The sequence below is a fragment of the Telluria sp. AZSoR62 genome (assembly GCF_058111565.1).
This window is the reverse complement of record NZ_JBYTST010000011.1, coordinates 141,736-159,522: the sequence shown is the minus strand read 5'-3', so window position 1 is coordinate 159,522 and position 17,787 is coordinate 141,736. Positions and strand designations below refer to the sequence as shown.

Sequence of the window (17,787 nt, the reverse complement as noted above, 5' to 3'; positions counted from 1 at the left end):
ATTTGCGTTTTCTCATGACGATACAATACTACTGTAAAAATACACAGTATTTGTTGGGTCGGGCGAGCAGTCTGCGATATAGTAGGCGCCAACCCCGAACTTTCCATTTTAACCATGCGGCTGCTGCACACCTCCGACTGGCACCTTGGCCAGACCCTGCACAATTTCGACCGGACCCACGAGCATGGGTGCTTCCTCGACTGGCTCGTGGACACCCTCGCGGCGGAGGACATCGACGTGCTGCTGGTCGCCGGCGACATCTTCGACAACGCCAATCCGTCGGCGGCTGCACACCGCCAGCTCTACCGTTTCCTGCAGCAGGCCAAGGCCAGGGTGCCGCATCTGCAGGTGGTCGTCATCGCCGGCAACCACGATTCGCCGGGCCGGCTGGAGGCCCCCACCCCGCTGCTCGAAGCCCACGGCACCATCGTGGTCGGCAACGTCGGCCGCACGCCCGATGGCGGCATCGACCTCGAGCGCCTGCTAGTGCCGCTGCGCGGCCGCGACGGCAGCGTGCGCGCCTGGTGCCTGGCGATTCCCTTCCTGCGTCCCGGCGACGTGCCGCGCGCGGTGACAGAAGACGACACGCTGGCGCTCGACCCCTACCTGAACGGCACCGCCCTGCTCTACCGCCAGGCATTCGCGCTGGCCCGGTCGCGCTGCACACAGGGCGAAGCCATCATCGCCATGGGCCATTGCCACATGGTCGACGGCCAGTCCTCGCAAGACTCCGAGCGCCGCATCGTCATCGGCGGCACCGAAGCCTTGCCGGCCACCATGTTCGACCCGGCCGTCGCCTATGTGGCGCTGGGCCACCTGCACCTGGCCCAGCGCGTCGGCGGCCACGAGCACCGGCGCTATTGCGGCAGCCCGCTGCCGCTGTCCTTCTCCGAAGTGGGCTACCAGCACCAGGTGCTGCGCATCGACCTCGAGGGCCCTTCGGTGGCGTCCGTCACCCCGCTCTACGTCCCGCGCGCGGTGCAATTGCTGCGCGTACCGCCCAAGCCGGCCCCGCTCGACGAAGTCCTGGCCGCACTCGAAGCGCTCGACCTGGTAGACGCGCCCCAGCATGCCCAGCCCTTCCTGGAGGTGCGCGTGCTGCTCGACGGGCCCGAGCCGGGCCTGCGTTCGCGGGTCGAGGCGGCGCTGGCCGGCAAACCGGTGCGCCTGGCCAAGATCGAACCGACCCGCCGCCACGCCACGCCCGACAACGCGTCCGAGGCGCTCACGCTCGACCAGCTGGGCCAGCTCCAGCCCGACGACATCTTCCGCCGCCTGTGGGCCCAGCGCTTCGGCGACGAAGCCCCGCCGGACCAGCTCGCCGCCTTCGCCGAGCTCACGCGCTCCCTGGGCGGAGACGCGGCATGAGGATCCTGCGCATCAGCGGCAAGAACCTCGCTTCGCTGGCCGGCGAATTCCAGGTCGATTTCGAAACCGAGCCACTCGCCTCCGCCGGCCTGTTTGCCATCAGCGGCCCCACCGGCGCAGGAAAAAGCACCCTGCTCGACGCGCTGTGCCTGGCCCTGTACGACGCCACGCCGCGCCTGCTCAAGCGCGCCGGCAGCCAGTTGCCCGACGTCGGCGGCGACACCATCTCGGCGCTCGACCCGCGTACCCTGCTGCGCCGCGGCGCCGCCGAAGGCTGGGCCGAAGTCGATTTCGCCGGCAACGACGACATCCGCTACCGTGCGCGCTGGAGCGTGCGCCGCGCCTACGGAAAGCCGGGCGGCGCGCTGCAGCCGTCCAAGATGACCCTGCACCGCCTGCCCGAGCTCGATCCGCTGGGCGGCACCAAGACCGAGGTCGCGGCCGAGATCGTGGCGCGCATCGGCCTGTCCTTCGAGCAGTTCACGCGCGCCGTGCTGCTGGCGCAAAACGAGTTCTCGGCTTTCCTCAAGACCGACGAGAACGAGCGCGGCGAACTGCTGGAAACCCTCACCGGTACCACGATCTACAGCGACATCTCCAGGCGCGCATTCGAGCGCTACCGCGCCGAGCAGGAGCGCACCCGCATGCTGGCCGCGCAACTGGCCAACCAGGCGCCACTGCCGCTTGACGAGCGCAGCAAGCTCGACGCCGACCGCGTCAATGCCGAGCTGGCCCTGGAAGCGGTCGACGCGCGCCGCTCGGCGCTCGAGCACGAGTTGCGCTGGCACCAGGAAGCCGAAAAACTCGAGCGCGGCGAGGTTCAGGCCGCGCAAGCGCTGGCGCTGGCGCAGGCGGCGCAGGTCGAGGCCGCCGACCGGCGCCGGCGCCTGGCCACGCTCGACGCAGTGCAGCCGGCGCGGCCGCTGCTGGCCGACGTGGTCCGCCTCGAAGGCGAGCGCAAGCTGGCGGTGGAGTCCAGCAGCAAGCTCGAAACGGACCTCGTCGCCGCACAGGAAGCAAGGCGCCAGGCCGTGCTCGACGTCGACGCCGCCCTGGCCGGGGTCGACGCTGCCGACAGCGCGCTGCGCGCCGCGGCGCCGCAACTCGACGGCGCCAAGGCGCTCGACGCCGCCATCTCGGCACTGGCGCCTTCGCACGGGCAGGCCGCCGCCGCGCTCGACGCCGCGCGCAACGAGGCGCGCCAGGCACGCGCGGTGCACGGCGCCAAATCGGCGGAATTCGACAACGCGCGCAAGGGGCGCGACACCGCCGCGGCATGGCTGGCCGCCCATGCCCGCCTGGAGCCGATGGCCTCGCAATGGCCGCGCTGGGACAAGCTGCTGGCGCAGGCCGCGCATGCCATGTCCGCCGAAGCTGCCGCGGCAAACGCCCTGCTGGGCGCCAGCCGCCAGGCCGAGGAAGCCGCCCGGCACGAGCAAAGCGCCACCCTCGCCCTGGCCGATGCCACCGGCCGCCTCGGCACGCTCGACGCCGCGCGCCGCGATGCCATGGCGGCGCTCGAATCGAACGATCCGCAGGCGCTGGACGACGAGCGCCAGGCGCTCGAAGCCCGGCGCGAACGCCTGGGCAGCGGCGAACAGGCCTGGTCCGCCCTGGTGACGACGCGCCAGGAGCTGCTCCAGGCAACTGGCGAGCTCGACCGCGTCGACACCGCGCGCGCCGGCGCCAGCCGCCTGCTCGACGAGGCGCGCCTGGCGGCGCCGTCCTTGCTGGCGGCGATGCAGCAGGCCGAGAAATCGCTGGGCGCCGCCGAGCTGGCCTGCGCCGCCAGCATGGAAGAACTGCGCGCCACGCTGGACGACGACACGCCCTGCCCGGTCTGCGGATCGCACGAGCACCCTTATCGCGACGACGGCCGCGAAGACCTGCTGCGCACCATGCTGGCCAGCCTGCACACTGAAGTCGTCGAATGCCGCAAGCTGGTGCGCGAGAACGAAGCCGTGCAGGCTGCGCAGGCGGCCACGCTGGCTGCCGCCACCGAGCGCCTTGGCGGGCTCGAACGGGAACGTGCGTCCCTGGGCAAGCTGGTGGGCGAACTCGAAGCCGAATGGACGGCCCACCCGCTGGCGGCCGAAGCCCCGCCGATCGACCCGTCCAGGCTTGAGCTGTCCACCGAGCCCTACAAGGCCTGGTTCGGCGAGGCGCGCGATGCCCTGCGCAGCGCCATCGCTGCACTCGATGCGCGCGCAGCCGGCCTGCGCCGCGCGGCCCAGGCCCGCGATGCCGCCCAGGCCGCGTACGACCAGGCCCAGCAGGAGCATGCCCGCCTGCGCCAGGCAGCCGACGGCGCGCGCGAAGCCGGCGTCCGCCTGCAGACCGAACTGCGCGCCATGTCCGTCCAGCAAGAAGCTCTCGCTGCCCAGCTCGCATCCGCGCTGGCGGAACTCGACCCGGTGCTGTGCGGCGCCTGCAGCGACGGCTGGCAAACCGCATGGCGGCGCAGCCCGGCCGCCTGGCGCGACGCCCGCGCCCAGGAAGCCGCGCAGTGGCAGGAGCAGACCGCGCAGCATACCCGCAGCGCCGCGGCGGCCGCGACCCTCGAGGCCGAAGCTGCCGGCGCGCTGGAGCGCATCGCCCAGGCCGACCGCCACGGCGCCGGGGTTGCCGCCGAATTCACCCGCATCGACACCGAGCTGAAGGACAAACGCGCGCAGCGCCTCGCCTTGTGGGAAGGCCGGCCGGTAGCCGAGGTCGAGCGCGAACTGGGCGCCGCCCTCGCTGCCGCGCGCAACCACCAGGCCGCGCGCCAGGCGATCGCCAACGAAACCTCCCAGCGCGAGGCCAGCGCCCGCACCGCCCTGGCCCAGCTGGGCGAGCAGATCGCCGCGCTCGACAGTGCCGGCGTGCGCGCCGCGGCGGCCCTGGCCGACTGGCTGGACGACTACCGCCGCAACCACTTCACCCTCGGGCTGGCGCCAGTCGAAGACGCTGCGGAACTGGGCAAGCTGCTGCTGGTGGGCGGCGCCTGGCTGGCGCAGGAACGCGCCGCGCTGGGCGCCCTCGACGCCCAGGTCGGCAGCGCCACCGCCGTGCTGGCCGAGCGCCGCGCCCAGCGCGCGCTGCATGGCGAGGGCCAGCCCGAAAGCGGCCTGTCGGCCGCCACGGTGGCCGCCGCCGTCGAGGCGCTCACGGCCGAGCGCCGCGCCGCCCACGACCTGGCAACCGAATTGCGCATGAAGTCGGTGCAGGACGACGCCCGCCGCATCCAGGCGCAAGCCATGCTCGACGAGATCGAGCGCCAGCAGGCCCAGGAGCAGCGCTGGGGCAAGCTGGCCGAGCTGATCGGGTCCAGCGACGGCAAGAAATTCCGCAACTACGCCCAGCAATTCACGCTCGACGTGCTGCTCGGCTATGCCAACGCCCACCTCGGCCAGCTGGCGCGCCGCTACCGCCTGGAACGCGTCACCCACGCCGGCGCGCCGTCTCTGGCGCTGATGGTGCGCGACCAGGACATGGGCGGCGAGGTGCGCTCGGTCAATTCCCTGTCCGGCGGCGAATCCTTCCTGGTGTCGCTGGCCCTGGCGCTCGGCCTGGCCTCGCTGTCCTCGAACCGGGTGCGCGTCGAATCGCTGTTCATCGACGAAGGCTTCGGCAGCCTGGATACCGAAACCCTGGGCGTGGCCATGGATGCGCTGGACGCGCTGCAATCGCTGGGCCGCAAGGTCGGCGTGATCTCGCACGTGCAGGAAATGACCGAGCGCATCGCCACCAAGGTGCTGGTGCGTCCGGCCGGTGGTGGCAGCAGCGCGGTCGTGGTGGCATGAATGGCCCGCCGGCAGGCGGGTGTAGAATGCCGCTCTTCCTGAAACTATACATCGAACAAATATGAAGCCAGCACGTATCCTGACCTTCAAGTGCGCCAAGTGCACCAAACCCGTCAAGGTCTTCCTGCAAAAGGTCTCGGCCTGCTCGCATATCCAGCCTTACCAGGGCATCTGCGCCTGCGGCGAAGTCAAGCGCCACGCCACCGGCAATCCGGACGCGGTGCAGTCCTATATCGAGTCCGTCGACGGCAACTGGCACCACCACCATTGATGGCGCATCGATGAACCAGATCACATGGCTTGAAGGCGGCGCCGAGCACGTGGCGCGCTGGCGCTCCGAAAGCGGCTGGCCGGCGCCGAACAAGGTGGTCGTCGCCGATGACACCATGAGCGCCGATACCGCCTACCGCCTGGCCCTTGACGGCACCGCCCTGCTCTGGCGCGGCGACTTCCAGAATGCGCGCCAGTTGCTGAACGCCCTGGTGCGCCGGATCGACCACAAGAGCGAGCGCGCGAAACGCCCCAGGCCGGGCAAGGCTGCGCCTACGCCGACAGAACTGTTCCACCGCCACCGCCTGCAGCAGCTGCAGCGCGCCCGCACCCTGGCCATGCTCCTGATTCCTTTCGAGGCCGGCCACACGATCCTGCTGCGCCGTGCACCGGATGTGCAAGATGCCTGCCACGAAGCCTACGGCCCTGCCGACGAGCCCTATGTCGCGTCGCTGCGCGAATTGCTGGGCCTGATCGGCGCCCACGAATGGCGCCGCAAGGGCGTGCGGATCCCGGCGCTGGACGCCAGCATCCACCCCTGGTACGGCGTGTTCTCGCCGGTGCGCGGCGAGTACGTCGAGCTGGTGGCCCAGGCCCCGCTGCCGCCCGGCGCGAAACTCGCCTTCGACATCGGCGCCGGCACCGGCGTGCTGTCGGCCGTGCTGGCCCGCCGCGGCCTGCAGCGCGTGGTGGCCACCGACATGGATGCACGGGCGCTCGGCTGCGCGCGCGAGAACATCGCGCGCCTGGGCTTATCAAGCCAGGTCGACGTCATCGAGGCCGATCTGTTCCCGCAAGGCAGGGCTCCGCTGGTGGTCTGCAATCCTCCCTGGCTGCCCGGCAAACCGAGTTCCGCCATCGAGTACGCAATCTACGATCCCGACAGCCGCATGCTCAAGGGCTTCCTCGGCGGCCTCGCGGGGCACCTGGAACCGGACGGCGAAGGCTGGCTGGTCCTGTCGGACCTGGCCGAGCACCTCGGCCTGCGCTCGCGCGAGCAGTTGCTCGGCTGGATAGCCGAGGCCGGATTGGACGTCGCGGCGCGCCACGACGTGCGCCCGACCCATGCGAAAGCGAGCGACGCGGACGATCCGCTGCATGCGGCGCGCTCGCGCGAAGTCACCTCGCTGTGGCGTTTGCGCGCGGGCGCGTAGCCATCTGCCGCGACATCCGGCGGTAAGCTGCCCTGCCGCCGGATTGTCATGTTGCCTCGCAGCGCGCCCGCATTCCCCATGCGCTGCGGAGCCCGGAAATATCGAAGTTTGCGCCCGAGCCCAAACCCCGCTATAATCTGTTCCGCGGGGTGGAGCAGTCTGGCAGCTCGTCGGGCTCATAACCCGAAGGTCACAGGTTCAAATCCTGTCCCCGCAACCAATATCGTACAAAAGCCCGACTCCTGCAGCCGGGCTTTTGTTTTCTGCGGCAGCAAAAAGCAGCACGAGCCGATGAGAGACAAGAAAGACAACGCGACGATCGATTTGCCCGGCTTCGAGCCGGTCGACCCGCCTGCACCCGTTGTCGAACCGCAGCGCGCCACGCCCAGGGCCCGCCGCGTCTCCCTGAAGCAGGAACAACTGGATCTGCTCGGCCTGCTGGAAGAAACCGACACCTCCGGCCTGCCTGCCTGGCGCCGTGACGACAACCTAGACCTGACCGGCTTGCCGGTATGGGCGCCGGCGCCCCGGTAGTCCGCACATCGGTCTCCCTTTGGCCACTCCTCGGACTACCATGCATACCCAATCGTTTACTTCGCTGCCGCTCGCGCCGCGCTTCCTCGACAACCTCGTTACCCTCGGCTACAAGGAGATGACGCCGATCCAGGCCGCCTGCCTGCCCTCGGTGCTCGAAGGGCGCGACCTGATCGCCCAGGCCAAGACCGGCAGCGGCAAGACCGCGGCCTTCGGCATCGGCCTGCTGCACAAGCTCAATCCCGCCTGGTTCGCGATCCAGGGCCTGGTGATGTGCCCCACGCGCGAGCTGGCCGACCAGGTCGCCAATGAGTTGCGCCGGCTGGCGCGCGGCGTGGGCAACGTCAAGATCCTGACCCTGACCGGTGGCGTGGCCATGCGCCCGCAGATCGCCTCGCTCGAACACGGTGCCCACATCGTGGTCGGCACGCCGGGCCGCATCCGCGACCACCTGGGCCGCGCCACCCTCGACCTGTCCAAGGTGCAGACCCTGGTGCTGGACGAAGCCGACCGCATGACCGACATGGGTTTCTACGACGAGATCGCCGGCATCGTCAGCGCCTGTCCCGAACGCCGCCAGACCCTGCTGTTCTCGGCCACCTACCCGGACGACATCCGCTACGCCACCGCGAAATTCCTGAACGAGCCGCTCGAAGTGGCCGTCGAAAGCCAGCACAGCGCGACCCAGATCGAGCAGCGCTTCTTCGAAGTGGGCTTCGAGGGCCGCGACGAAGCGGTCGCCAAGCTGCTCAAGCATTACCAGCCGGTTTCCACCCTCGCCTTCTGCAATACCAAGATCCATTGCCGCGAGCTGGCCGAGACCCTGCGCGCCCAGGGCTTTTCGGCGCTGGCGCTGTACGGCGAGCTGGAACAGCAGGAGCGCGACGAGATCCTGGTGCTGTTCGCCAACCGCAGCTGCTCGGTGCTGGTGGCAACCGACGTCGCCGCGCGCGGCCTGGACATCGCCAACCTCGACGTCGTGATCAATGCCGACGTCTCGAAAGACCCGGAAGTGCACGTGCACCGCATCGGCCGCACCGGACGGGCCGGCGAGACCGGCCTGGCGCTGACCCTGGCGGCGCCGAACGAAAAGAAATGGGTGCGCCTGGTCGAGGAATACCAGGACATCAAGGTCGACTGGCACAAACTCGAGGACCTGGGCGAGCACCAGGAAGCCGCGGCGCCGGCGCCGATGGTCACGCTGTGCATTGCGGGCGGCAAGAAAGCCAAGCTGCGCCCGGGCGACATCCTCGGCGCCCTCACCGGCGACGCGGGTCTCACCAAGGAACAGGTCGGCAAGATCAACGTTACCGAGTTCAACAGCTACGTCGCGCTCGACCGCCATGCCGCCCATGCGGCCGTTGCGAAATTGAACGATAGCAAAGCGCCGAGCCCGGAGTTCGGCGGCATCAAGGGCCGCTACTTCAAGATGCGCTTCCTCGAGGTATAAGCCTTTCCTCGCACCGCCCGGCCGCTCGGAACGGCTGAGTTGTAACAGAGTTGTAACAGCTCCGCACGGTTGGCTCAGCAGCGCCACCCGTGCGGGTCAAATCTGGCATGATTTGTCAAAATACAAATACCGAGCCAGGACACAGATTCCTTCCGCGTCACGGCACGGTCCCATGCCATGATGACGAGCACACCAGTAACCAAACAACAGCAAACCGACGGGCGCACCGTCCGCGAAGTCGTCGAGTTCAACCACGAACTCGTGGGCGAGGTCTGGTGCCGGCGCGTGTTTCGCCAGATCCTGCAATCGGTCGAACTGCAGTACGCGATGCAGATGCCGCATCGCCCCATCAGTCCCGACACCGTCCTGATCCTCGACTCCGGCGACCCGATGCTGCTGCCTGCGCCCGAAAGCGGCGCACCCTGGAGCGAAGCGGGCGACATGCACGATCTGGCCGCCGTCGTCCACTACGCCATCACCCGCGAGAGCCCGCCCGCGGCGCCCCTGCTGGGCCGCGCGCCGGGCGACTACAGCGCCAGCTTCCTGGCAGCCGTCGACCGCTGCCTGTCGCCGGATGAGCAAGCCCGTCCCCAGAACATCGAACAATTACGCAACCTGCTGGGCATCGTCCCGCTCGGCCCCGCCGTGCCGGCCCAGTCCTTCGAAGCCTTCCAGGCAGCATCGGCCGAGGCCACGCCTGCCGCCGCAGCAGCCACTGCAGCGCCAGCCGAGCCCGAACCGGCCTTCCTCAAAGACCGGCCCCCGGCAGCCGAACGCGGACGCCTGCAGCGCTGGCTGATGCTGGCGGCCGCGGCCGCCGTGCTGCTGGGCGCGCTGGGCGCCCTGCTGGCCCTGCTGCACCAGGCCGATTCGCGCGATACCGTCACCCTGGCCTTGCCGGCCGAGGAAGCGCCAGCCCAGCCGGCCCCGGCTGCAGCACCGGCGCCGCAACCGGCGCCCGCCGAGGCGGCATCGGCTACCCTGCCCGATGCTGCGCCTGCGCTGGCGCTGGCGCCTGGACAGGCCCAGCCGGCCGTGCCCGCCACGCCGCCCGCTCCCGGCCCGGTTGCGGCCCCGGTTGCGCCCCAGTCGCAGGCGGCCGCCGGCGCCGGCGCCACCTACAAGCTCCTCATCAAGCCCTGGGGCGCGATCGATGTCAACGGCGCGAACGTCGGCGTGAGCCCGCCGCTCAAGCGCCTCACCCTGCCGCCGGGCCAGCACACCATCCGCATCTTCAACCCGAGCTTCCCCGAGCGCATCGTTACGGTGAACGCGGTCAAGGGCGGCGCCTCCGTCATCGAACTGAACTTTACCGAGGAGAGTAGCGAGTGACTGCCTTCGCCCGAATGCACACGAGATGCCTGCGCGCCTGCGCACTGCTGGCCCTGCTGGCCCTGGGCGGCTGCGCCGACCTGAATGCGCTGTTGGGCGGACGCGATTCCAGCCGCTCCCATCCGCGCGTGGAAGAACGCTCGCGCGCGCGCAGCGACCGTCCCGACCGCGCCGACCGCAACGAGCGTCCCGAGCGTCCGGCGCCGCGCGCGGAAAAGCCGGGGCCGGACCGCGACGACAATGCGCTGCGCGAAGGCATCGCCCTGTACCACGACGGCGAATACAACGCCGCCATCAAGCGCCTGAACTCGGGCGACATGAACGGCGGCTCGGTGCGCAACCGCGTCAGCGCCCTGAAATACACGGCCTTCAGCTATTGCGTCACCTCCCGCCCGGCGCCCTGTCGCCAGGCCTTCGAGCGTGCCTTGCGCATCGATCCGTCCTTCGACCTCGCGCCCGGCGAGCATGGCCACCCGCTGTGGGGGCCGGTGTTCGCCAAGGCGAAACAGGGCGCCGGCCGCTGAGGCCCCTGGCTACAGCCTGGGGTTGATACTCGCCGGGAAGGTCGGCGCGCGGCGGCGCTGGGAAGCCTGTTCGTAGGCATAGGCCATGCCGACCAGCGCCGCTTCGCTCCAGGCGCCGCCGACAAAACTGATCCCGACCGGCAAGCCGCGCGTGAACCCGGCCGGCACCGTGATATGCGGATAGCCCGCCACCGCCGCCGGCGTCGAGAAGCTGCCGCCGTAATGGTCGCCGTTGATGTAGTCGGTGAGCCAGGCCGGTCCGCCGGTGGGCGCCACCAGCGCATCGAGCCGGTGCTCCTTCATGACCTGGTCGATGCCTTCGTCGCGCGCATAGCGCAGGTCGTTGGCCAGCGCCTCGCGGTATGCGCGCGCGTCCAGTCCCGGCTTGGCCTGCGAGGCAAGCAGGTGCTCCTGCTTGAAATGCGGCATTTCACGCCCGGCATGCTTTTCGTTGAAGGCAATCACGTCCGCCATGTTCTTCACCGGTGCGTGCGGCGCGTAGTTTGCCAGCCAGGCCGCCAGGCCCGGCTTGAATTCGTAGAGCAGCACCTCCAGTTCGCTGTCGCCATACTTGTCGGTATTGGGCAGCTTCACATCCACCAGCACCGCGCCCTGGGCGCGCAGCACGTCCAGTTCCTTCTCGATGATGGCGTCGACGGCGTCGTTGCTGCCGAAGAAATTGCGGGCCACGCCGATGCGCTTGCCCTTCAGGCCGTCGGGTCGCAGCGCGGCCGCGTAGTCGGCGCTGCGGCCCTTGCCGTCCAGGGTCGCCGGGTCGGCCGCATCCAGGCCCGCCATCGCCGCCAGCATCAGCGCCGCATCGCTCACGCTACGCGTCATCGGGCCGGCCGTATCCTGCGAATGCGCAATCGGGATGATGCCGCTGCGGCTGAGCAGGCCGAGGGTGGGCTTGAAGCCCACGATGCCGCAGGAGGAAGCAGGCGAGACGATCGAGCCGTCGGTCTCGGTGCCGACCGTCAGGGTCGCCAGGCTGGCGGCCGCCGCCGCGCCGGAACCGGAACTCGAGCCGCTGGTATTGCGGTCGAGCGCGTACGGGTTGCGGGTCTGGCCGCCGCGGGCGCTCCAGCCGCTGACCGACTTGGTCGAGCGCATGTTGGCCCACTCGGACAGATTGGTCTTGCCGATGATGACGGCGCCCGCCTGGCGCAGCAGCGCAACAATATGCGCATCCTTGGTGGCGCGCACGCCGTCGAGCGCGAGCGAACCGGCGCTGGTGCTCATGCGGTCGCCCGTTGCGATATTGTCTTTCAACAGGACGGGAATGCCGTGCAGGGGTCCGCGCAGCTTGCCGGCCACGCGTTCGCGGTCGAGGTCGGCGGCAATCTTCAGCGCGTCCGGGTTGGTTTCGATGACCGCGTTCAGGCGCGGTCCGGCCTTGTCGAGCGCGGCAATACGGGCGAGGTAGCGCGACACCAGCGTTTTCGAGCTCAGCTTGCCCGATGCCATGGCGGCCTGCTGCTCGCGCACCCCGAGCTCGAGGATGGCATCCATGCTGCCCGTCTTCGCCTGCACGCCGCCTGCCATTCCCGCGCCGCCCGCTACTCCGGCCGCCATCCCCAGTCGTACGAAATCCCTGCGGTCCATCGCGTCTCCTGTTGTTATCGAAAGCAATAGAATAGCAGCGCAATGCGGCCAGGAACGCGGCGCAGGGGCGAAAAAAAACGCTGCTTGAAAAGCAGCGTTTTTTTCTACAAGGCCGTTCGCTTAGTTGCGGACGACGCGCTTGTATTCGTTGGTGCGGGTGTCGATCTCGATGACGTCGTCCTGGCTCACGAACAGCGGCACCATGACGATGTGCTGGTGGGCTTCGATGGCGTTCTCGATCTTGGCTTCCTTCAGGACGTTGCCCGAAGTGTTGCCCTTGACTGCCGGCTCCGAGTAGATGACCTGGCGTGCGATGGTGGTCGGCAGTTCGACCGAGATGGCCTTGCCGTCATAGAACACGGCTTCGCATTCCATACCGTCTTTCAGGTAGTGCAGCGCGTCGCCCAGGTTCTCTTCTTCGATTTCGAACTGTTCGTAGTCGGCGTCCATGAAGACGTACAGCGGATCGGCGAAGTACGAGTAGGTCACCGGCTTCTTGTCCAGCACGACCACGTCGAACTTGTCGTCGCCGCGGAACACGTTTTCCAGCGGAGCGTTGGTCAGGAGATTCTTCATCTTCCACTTGTAGGTGAAGCCCGTGCGGCTCGAACCGTTCACGTCCGAACGCAGCACGATGAACGGCTTGTCCTCGACCATAATGATGTTGCCAACACGAATTTCTTTAGCGGGTTTCATAGTAGTTTTGCGTAAAAAGTAAGTTGCATTAAATCAGCGGTGGCCAAGGAGCGAAGCAGCTTGGAGGCTACGTTTGATCGTGTGATATTCGTTCCAGACTAACCGCGCATTATACCGGAATTTCCCCGTCCGACCTCAGTGAGCGGGCAAATTCAAGCAGGTTCGTCGTCAAATCGCCATGCGCCAGCACTTGCCGGCGCCATTCCCCTGCACGAACGGCGAGCTGCGGCAACGCCGCGTGCAGGTCCTGCCATGCCGCCGGCATCGACGCGACCTCCCTTGCTCCGTTCCAGCCCAGCGCAAACGCGTCCAGCGCCGCCGGCCCCGCATAGCGCGCCAGGAAGGCGCGCAGCTTCTTGTGGTGCAGGTTCTCGTCCTGCGGATAAATGTGCCAGATGAAGGGGCGGTCGGCCCACTGCGCGCGCACGAAGGAATCCTCGCCGCGCACGAAGTTCAGGTCGCAGGCCCACAGCAGGCGGTCGTAGTCCTCCTGGGGAACGAAGGGCAGCACGTGCAGGTAGAGGGCTCCTCGTTTCGCATGGCTGCCCGCGCACGCTTCGGCGCCCAGGAAGGCTTGGACGGCCTCAGGCGCCACGCCTTCCGGCACCAGGCAGGTCACCGGTTCCGGGCCCGCGGCCCAGGCCTGCAGCAGCCCGGCCACCGGTGCATGCGGATAGCAGAACAGCGTGACCTTCAGCGCATCGAGCGCTTCCCTGGCGACGCCGTAGCGCGCGAGGAAGCTTGCCACGGCTTCGGGGTCGGCCTGGAACGCTGCCCGTGCTTCGTCCAGCCCCGCTTCATGCAGCAGGCCGCCGGTTTTCGCGGTAAAGCCCGGGAAAAAGAAATGCTTGGTCAGCTTCAGGCGCGGGTGCATCGACGGCAGGCGGTGGCAGCCCTCCACCCAGTCTTCGGCGCTCAAGCCCTCGAGGTTGAACCAGACCGGGCGCGGCGTGCGCTGGGCCATCGCCGCGATATACCCGGGCGGCAGGTCGACGGCGAAGAATTCGATGACGATGTCGGCCACCTCCTCCGGCGCAAAGCTGCCGTCCTGGTTTTCCCAGTGGCGCACCAGCACGCCTGCCACTTCCTGCCTGCCTGCCTCCACCACCACCGGAGGGCAGATGCGGCGAAAGCTGCGCAGGTCGTCGACCCACAGCGTGACCTGCACGCCATGCTCGCGCACGAGCTGGCGCGCCAGGCGCCAGCAGATGCCGATGTCGCCGAAATTGTCGACGACCTTGCAGAAGATCGCCAGCGTGGGTGGGGAATGCGGCGTGGTGGGCGATACAGGCAGGCTCATGCGGGAGGGCGGTGGATGCGGCAAAGCGCCCTATTCTAAACGATTTCACCTGCGAATCTTCCTGCCAGGAAGCTGGCCCGCCATGGGCGAGCAGGGCGCCGCGGCGCGGGCGGGCGGAAGGACTTTCCGGGCCATTTGCAACCGTGCGAAGCAGGTCGTTTGCGCCATCACAAGCCAGGGCGCGATGGGCGGAGTTGGGCATGCCGGGTTCAAAACTTCGCCATGGTGGCCCAGTCCAACGCCTACCTGCAGGGAGTCCGGCCGAGAAAACCGGTCCCCTGCCCTCCATGCGCGCCCTGCCCTTTCCAGTGCGCGCATGCCATGTCAGCAGCCGCCCCCCGCCGGTGCGTAAGGGCGCCGGCACCAGGCGCCTCGGCAGCCGGGTGCGGAGCCGGTATCGGCGGCCGCTACCACACGAAGGAGATGAACATGAATGAATATCAACAGTACGGGATCGGTCAACAACTGGCTCCCCAGGGCTTCCTGGGCGGGATGTTCGGCGCACCGCTGGGTGGGCTGATCGGCAAGGGCATCGGCGGCCTCCTCGGCAATGCCAATATCGGCGGCCGCATCGGCGAAATGGCCGGCGGCCTGGGCGGCGGGCTGCTGCCCTTCGGCGCCGACCCTGCCGGCGCAGCCTCTGGCATCCAGCCCCAGCAACTGCAACAGCTCCAGCAGCTGCAACAATTGCAGCAGCTGCAGCAGCTGCAGCAGCTGCAGCAGCTGCAGCAGCAACAACAGCAGCAACAGCAGCTGGCGCCGCAGGGCTTCGTGGGCAACCTGTTCAGCCAGTACGGCAAGCCGGCCGGCGGCCTGATCGCCAACCTGACCGGCAACTCGACCCTGGGCAACGTCGCCGGCGCCGCCCTGTCGGGCCTGGGCGGCTTGCTGCCCTTCGGCGCCGATGCACAGGGTGCGCAGCAGGCCCAGCATCCGATCGTCCAGCAGCTGCAGCAGCTGCAGGTCCAGCAGCAGCAACTGCAGCAGATCCTGCAGCAGCTCCAGCAACAGCAGGCCGTGCTGCAGCAGCAACTGGCGGCCGAACAGCAGCAGGGCCAGATCGGCCCACAAGGCTGGCTGGGCAATGTGATCAAGCGCGTCGCCCAGCCGGTCGGCGGCTTCATCGGCGGCCAGCTGGGCAACCAGCAACTGGGCAATACCATCGGCGGCATGGCCGGCCAGCTGGGCGGCATGCTGCCGTTCTCGGCTGATCCATGGACGGCCTACGCGCAGCAGGCCCAGCTGGGCGCGCAGCAGACCCTGCATTAACCTGCATCGTCACCCGTGGAGCGAGTGAGAAAACCTTCAGGGCAAGTGGTGCGGCAATCCGCCGCTGAGTCGAAGACAGTACGCCAGTACGGCGAGACGAGGCAACGCAGCCATGAAGGAATTTCTCACACGCTCGTGGCGCCTCCCGTTTGCGGGAGGCGTGTTATCGAGGAGTTGCCTATGCCGAGTTCCACCAGCGGTCCACTGCCCGGCGGCCCATCCGGCCGCGCGGCCGGACGCTACATCGTGCGCGCTGCTGCCGACAACAGCGCGCTCACCACGTTCATCGACAGCCTCGGCGCCAATCCTGCTATCCGCCTGATCGACACGATCGGACCGAGCGCCGGGCCGCCGCATACCGCCGTGGTCGAAACAGATCCTGCCACTGCCGAGCAGCTCCGGCAACGCACCCATAACCAGTTAACGATCGAACCGGACCAGCCGCTGTCGCTGTTCGACTAGCGGGTCCTACCGGTCAAAAGGAAACACCATGCCAAAAATTCCCCAAGGCGGGGCAGGCGAGCAGCCGGGGCAGCCGCCTGACGGCGCCACCGACAAGCGGTCCAGCGCCGACGCCGCCGCATCTCCCCGCACCCGCGACGCCACGGGCGGCCGCGCAGTCGGCGAGCGCAAGAAAAAATACCTGGTTGCGCCGCGCATCCTGCCCGGCGCCGGCGCGTTCGCCCCCATGGCGATCGGCTCGCTTGCCCGCGCGCTGGGACCGGCCGCCATCGAGCCGGCACTGAGCCTGTCCTCGGTCCAGCAGGCGCTGCAGGGCCTGGGCGACATCGACATCGTCGACACTGTCGGCGTGCAAAGCGGCGCCCGCTCGGCCGGCATCGCCATGGCCGGCCTGGGCGCGGCCGGCACGACCGGCGCCACCGAAGGCGTGCTGGTGGCGCGCATGACCGACCAGAAGGCTGCCGAGCTGCACATGCGCGGTCAGGGCCGGCTGCTGGTCGAGCGCGACCAGCACCTGCAATTGCTCGACCCGATGCTGCAGCGGCCCGATCTCGTCACCTCGTTCACGCCCTATAGCGGGCCGACGGTCGACATCCTCGTCGCCGTGCTCGGCAAGGACGGTGCGCCGCTGGTCGACGCCGAAGTCTCGCTGTTCGGCGGGGTCATGCCGAGCACCGCAACCACCGGGCCGGACGGCACCGCCCTGCTGCGCCTGTACGGCGACGACCCGCACACCATCAGCGGCCTGTACGTCAAACCGCGCGCCGACTACTGGAGCTTCTACCAGCGCGACCCCGACATCAGCCTGGACGAAGCCAATGTCGTGGTGCTGCGCGCGCTGGCCGACTGGCCGGCGCTGCAGAACCTGCCGCGCCAGAGCACGCTCGGCTGGGGCGCGCGCGCCATGCGCCTGGACATGGTGCCCCCGCAATATGGCGGCATGGGCGTCAAGATTGCCGTGATCGATTCCGGCGCCGCAACCACCCATAGCAACCTCGCCCGCATCCGCGCCGGCTTCGATGTCATCAACAAGGCCACCAACCGCAACACCTGGAACACCGATACGCTGGGCCACGGCTCGCACTGCGCCGGCGTGATCGCCGCCAGCGACCCGGCCTGGGGCATCCGCGGCTTTGCGCCCGATGCAGAGATCCATGTGTGCAAGCTGTTCCCCGGCGGCCAGATCAGCCAGCTGATCGACGCCCTCGAATACTGCATCGAGAACCAGATCGACGTCGTCAACCTGAGCCTGGGCGGCGGGGCGCCGTCCGAAGCGCTGGAGCGCCAGATCGTGCGCGCCAAGCAGGCGGGCGTGGCCTGCATCGCGGCCTCGGGCAATTCCAGCGGACCGGTGCAATACCCGGCCGCCTCGCCCCACGTGCTGGCCGTGGGCGCCATCGGCAAGGTCGATGAATTCCCGCCCGACAGCTACCATACCGAAACGGTCGGCAACGACATCGACGCGCAAGGCTACTTCACCGCGCGCTTCAGCTGCTTCGGGCCGCAGGTGGACGTGTGTGCGCCGGGCGTGGCCATCGTGTCGTCGGTGCCGCCGAATAATTTCGCGGCCTGGGATGGCACCTCGATGGCGGCACCCCATGTCACCGGGCTGGCGGCGCTGGTGCTGGCGCACCGGGCCGATTTCCAGATGCTGCGCGCCCGTTCGCCCGAGCGGGTCGAGCGCCTGTTCCAGATCCTGCGGCTCAGCGCGCGGCCGCTGACCCTGTCCGACCCGTCGCGGATCGGCTACGGCATGCCCGACGCGCTGGTGGCGCTCGGGCTGTCGCCGGGCGCGGGCCAGCAGGTCGGCAACTGGCAGGTGCCGGTACCGGGCTATGGCATGGCGCCGGGGATCATGGCGGGCGGCATGGGCGACGGCGCCGGCTATGCCGGCGGTGTCCCCCAACAGGCGGCGGGGATCGCGGGCTTCCCGTTCGGCATGCCGCTGGGAGGAATACGGCCGATGGGCTGGTAAAGGCGCAGGCCCGGCGCAGGCCCGGCGCAGAGCCGGTGCATCGCCAGAGCTCTGCACCATCCT

General features: G+C 68.8%; 14 protein-coding genes and 1 tRNA gene. 12 read left to right on the top strand and 3 right to left on the bottom strand.

Going from position 1 to position 17,787, the window contains the following annotated elements; translation table 11 throughout:
- Positions 1-114 precede the first annotated feature (114 nt).
- The 9 genes from AC3XQU_RS17695 to AC3XQU_RS17655 all read left to right on the top strand — a co-directional run bounded on the left by AC3XQU_RS17695 (position 115) and on the right by AC3XQU_RS17655 (position 10,417).
- Positions 115-1,368, top strand: a complete 1,254-nt coding sequence (locus tag AC3XQU_RS17695) for an exonuclease SbcCD subunit D C-terminal domain-containing protein (protein ID WP_489875474.1) — start codon at positions 115-117, stop codon at positions 1,366-1,368.
- Positions 1,365-5,153 (top strand): AAA family ATPase, encoded by a 3,789-nt coding sequence (locus AC3XQU_RS17690; RefSeq protein ID WP_489875473.1) that lies wholly within the window; start codon positions 1,365-1,367, stop codon positions 5,151-5,153. Before AC3XQU_RS17695 ends, AC3XQU_RS17690 begins: the two co-directional genes overlap by 4 nt.
- Positions 5,154-5,214: 61 nt before the next feature.
- A complete protein-coding gene (locus tag AC3XQU_RS17685; RefSeq protein ID WP_489875472.1) occupies positions 5,215-5,424 on the top strand; it encodes a hypothetical protein in 210 nt (69 codons plus the stop codon).
- Positions 5,425-5,434: 10 nt separating this feature from the next.
- Positions 5,435-6,577, top strand: coding sequence for a methyltransferase (locus AC3XQU_RS17680; protein WP_489875471.1), 1,143 nt, complete (start codon positions 5,435-5,437; stop codon positions 6,575-6,577).
- A gap of 143 nt (positions 6,578-6,720) precedes the next feature.
- A tRNA-Met gene (locus tag AC3XQU_RS17675) sits at positions 6,721-6,797 on the top strand.
- 71 nt (positions 6,798-6,868) lie between these two features.
- Positions 6,869-7,111 carry a hypothetical protein gene (locus tag AC3XQU_RS17670; protein WP_489875470.1) on the top strand — a complete coding sequence of 81 codons (243 nt, stop codon included), beginning with the start codon at positions 6,869-6,871 and terminating at the stop codon, positions 7,109-7,111.
- Positions 7,112-7,151: 40 nt separating this feature from the next.
- Entirely contained in the window at positions 7,152-8,561 is a 1,410-nt protein-coding gene (dbpA, locus tag AC3XQU_RS17665) for an ATP-dependent RNA helicase DbpA (RefSeq protein ID WP_489875469.1), read from the top strand.
- A gap of 180 nt (positions 8,562-8,741) precedes the next feature.
- Entirely contained in the window at positions 8,742-9,893 is a 1,152-nt protein-coding gene (locus AC3XQU_RS17660) for a serine/threonine-protein kinase (RefSeq protein WP_489875468.1), read from the top strand.
- 14 nt (positions 9,894-9,907) lie between these two features.
- Positions 9,908-10,417 (top strand): TssQ family T6SS-associated lipoprotein, encoded by a 510-nt coding sequence (locus AC3XQU_RS17655; RefSeq protein ID WP_489875467.1) that lies wholly within the window; start codon positions 9,908-9,910, stop codon positions 10,415-10,417.
- Between the two features lie 9 nt (positions 10,418-10,426).
- Here the strand turns inward: AC3XQU_RS17655 and AC3XQU_RS17650 are convergent, their stop codons facing one another.
- From AC3XQU_RS17650 to earP, 3 genes are all read right to left on the bottom strand, one after another.
- Positions 10,427-12,022, bottom strand: coding sequence for an amidase (locus AC3XQU_RS17650; RefSeq protein WP_489875466.1), 1,596 nt, complete (start codon positions 12,020-12,022; stop codon positions 10,427-10,429).
- A gap of 120 nt (positions 12,023-12,142) precedes the next feature.
- Complete coding sequence (locus tag AC3XQU_RS17645; RefSeq protein ID WP_171081079.1) at positions 12,143-12,718, bottom strand: elongation factor P; 576 nt, start codon at positions 12,716-12,718, stop codon at positions 12,143-12,145.
- A gap of 109 nt (positions 12,719-12,827) precedes the next feature.
- Positions 12,828-14,018 (bottom strand): elongation factor P maturation arginine rhamnosyltransferase EarP, encoded by a 1,191-nt coding sequence (gene earP / locus AC3XQU_RS17640; protein ID WP_489875465.1) that lies wholly within the window; start codon positions 14,016-14,018, stop codon positions 12,828-12,830.
- A gap of 429 nt (positions 14,019-14,447) precedes the next feature.
- Between earP and AC3XQU_RS17635 the strand changes: the two genes are divergently transcribed.
- The 3 genes from AC3XQU_RS17635 to AC3XQU_RS17625 all read left to right on the top strand — a co-directional run bounded on the left by AC3XQU_RS17635 (position 14,448) and on the right by AC3XQU_RS17625 (position 17,724).
- The gene (locus tag AC3XQU_RS17635) at positions 14,448-15,287 is read left to right on the top strand and encodes a hypothetical protein (protein WP_489875464.1); all 840 of its coding nucleotides are present in this window, start codon (positions 14,448-14,450) and stop codon (positions 15,285-15,287) included.
- 180 nt (positions 15,288-15,467) lie between these two features.
- A complete protein-coding gene (locus AC3XQU_RS17630; protein ID WP_489875463.1) occupies positions 15,468-15,749 on the top strand; it encodes a hypothetical protein in 282 nt (93 codons plus the stop codon).
- A gap of 28 nt (positions 15,750-15,777) precedes the next feature.
- Positions 15,778-17,724, top strand: coding sequence for a S8 family serine peptidase (locus AC3XQU_RS17625; protein ID WP_489875462.1), 1,947 nt, complete (start codon positions 15,778-15,780; stop codon positions 17,722-17,724).
- Positions 17,725-17,787 lie beyond the last annotated feature (63 nt).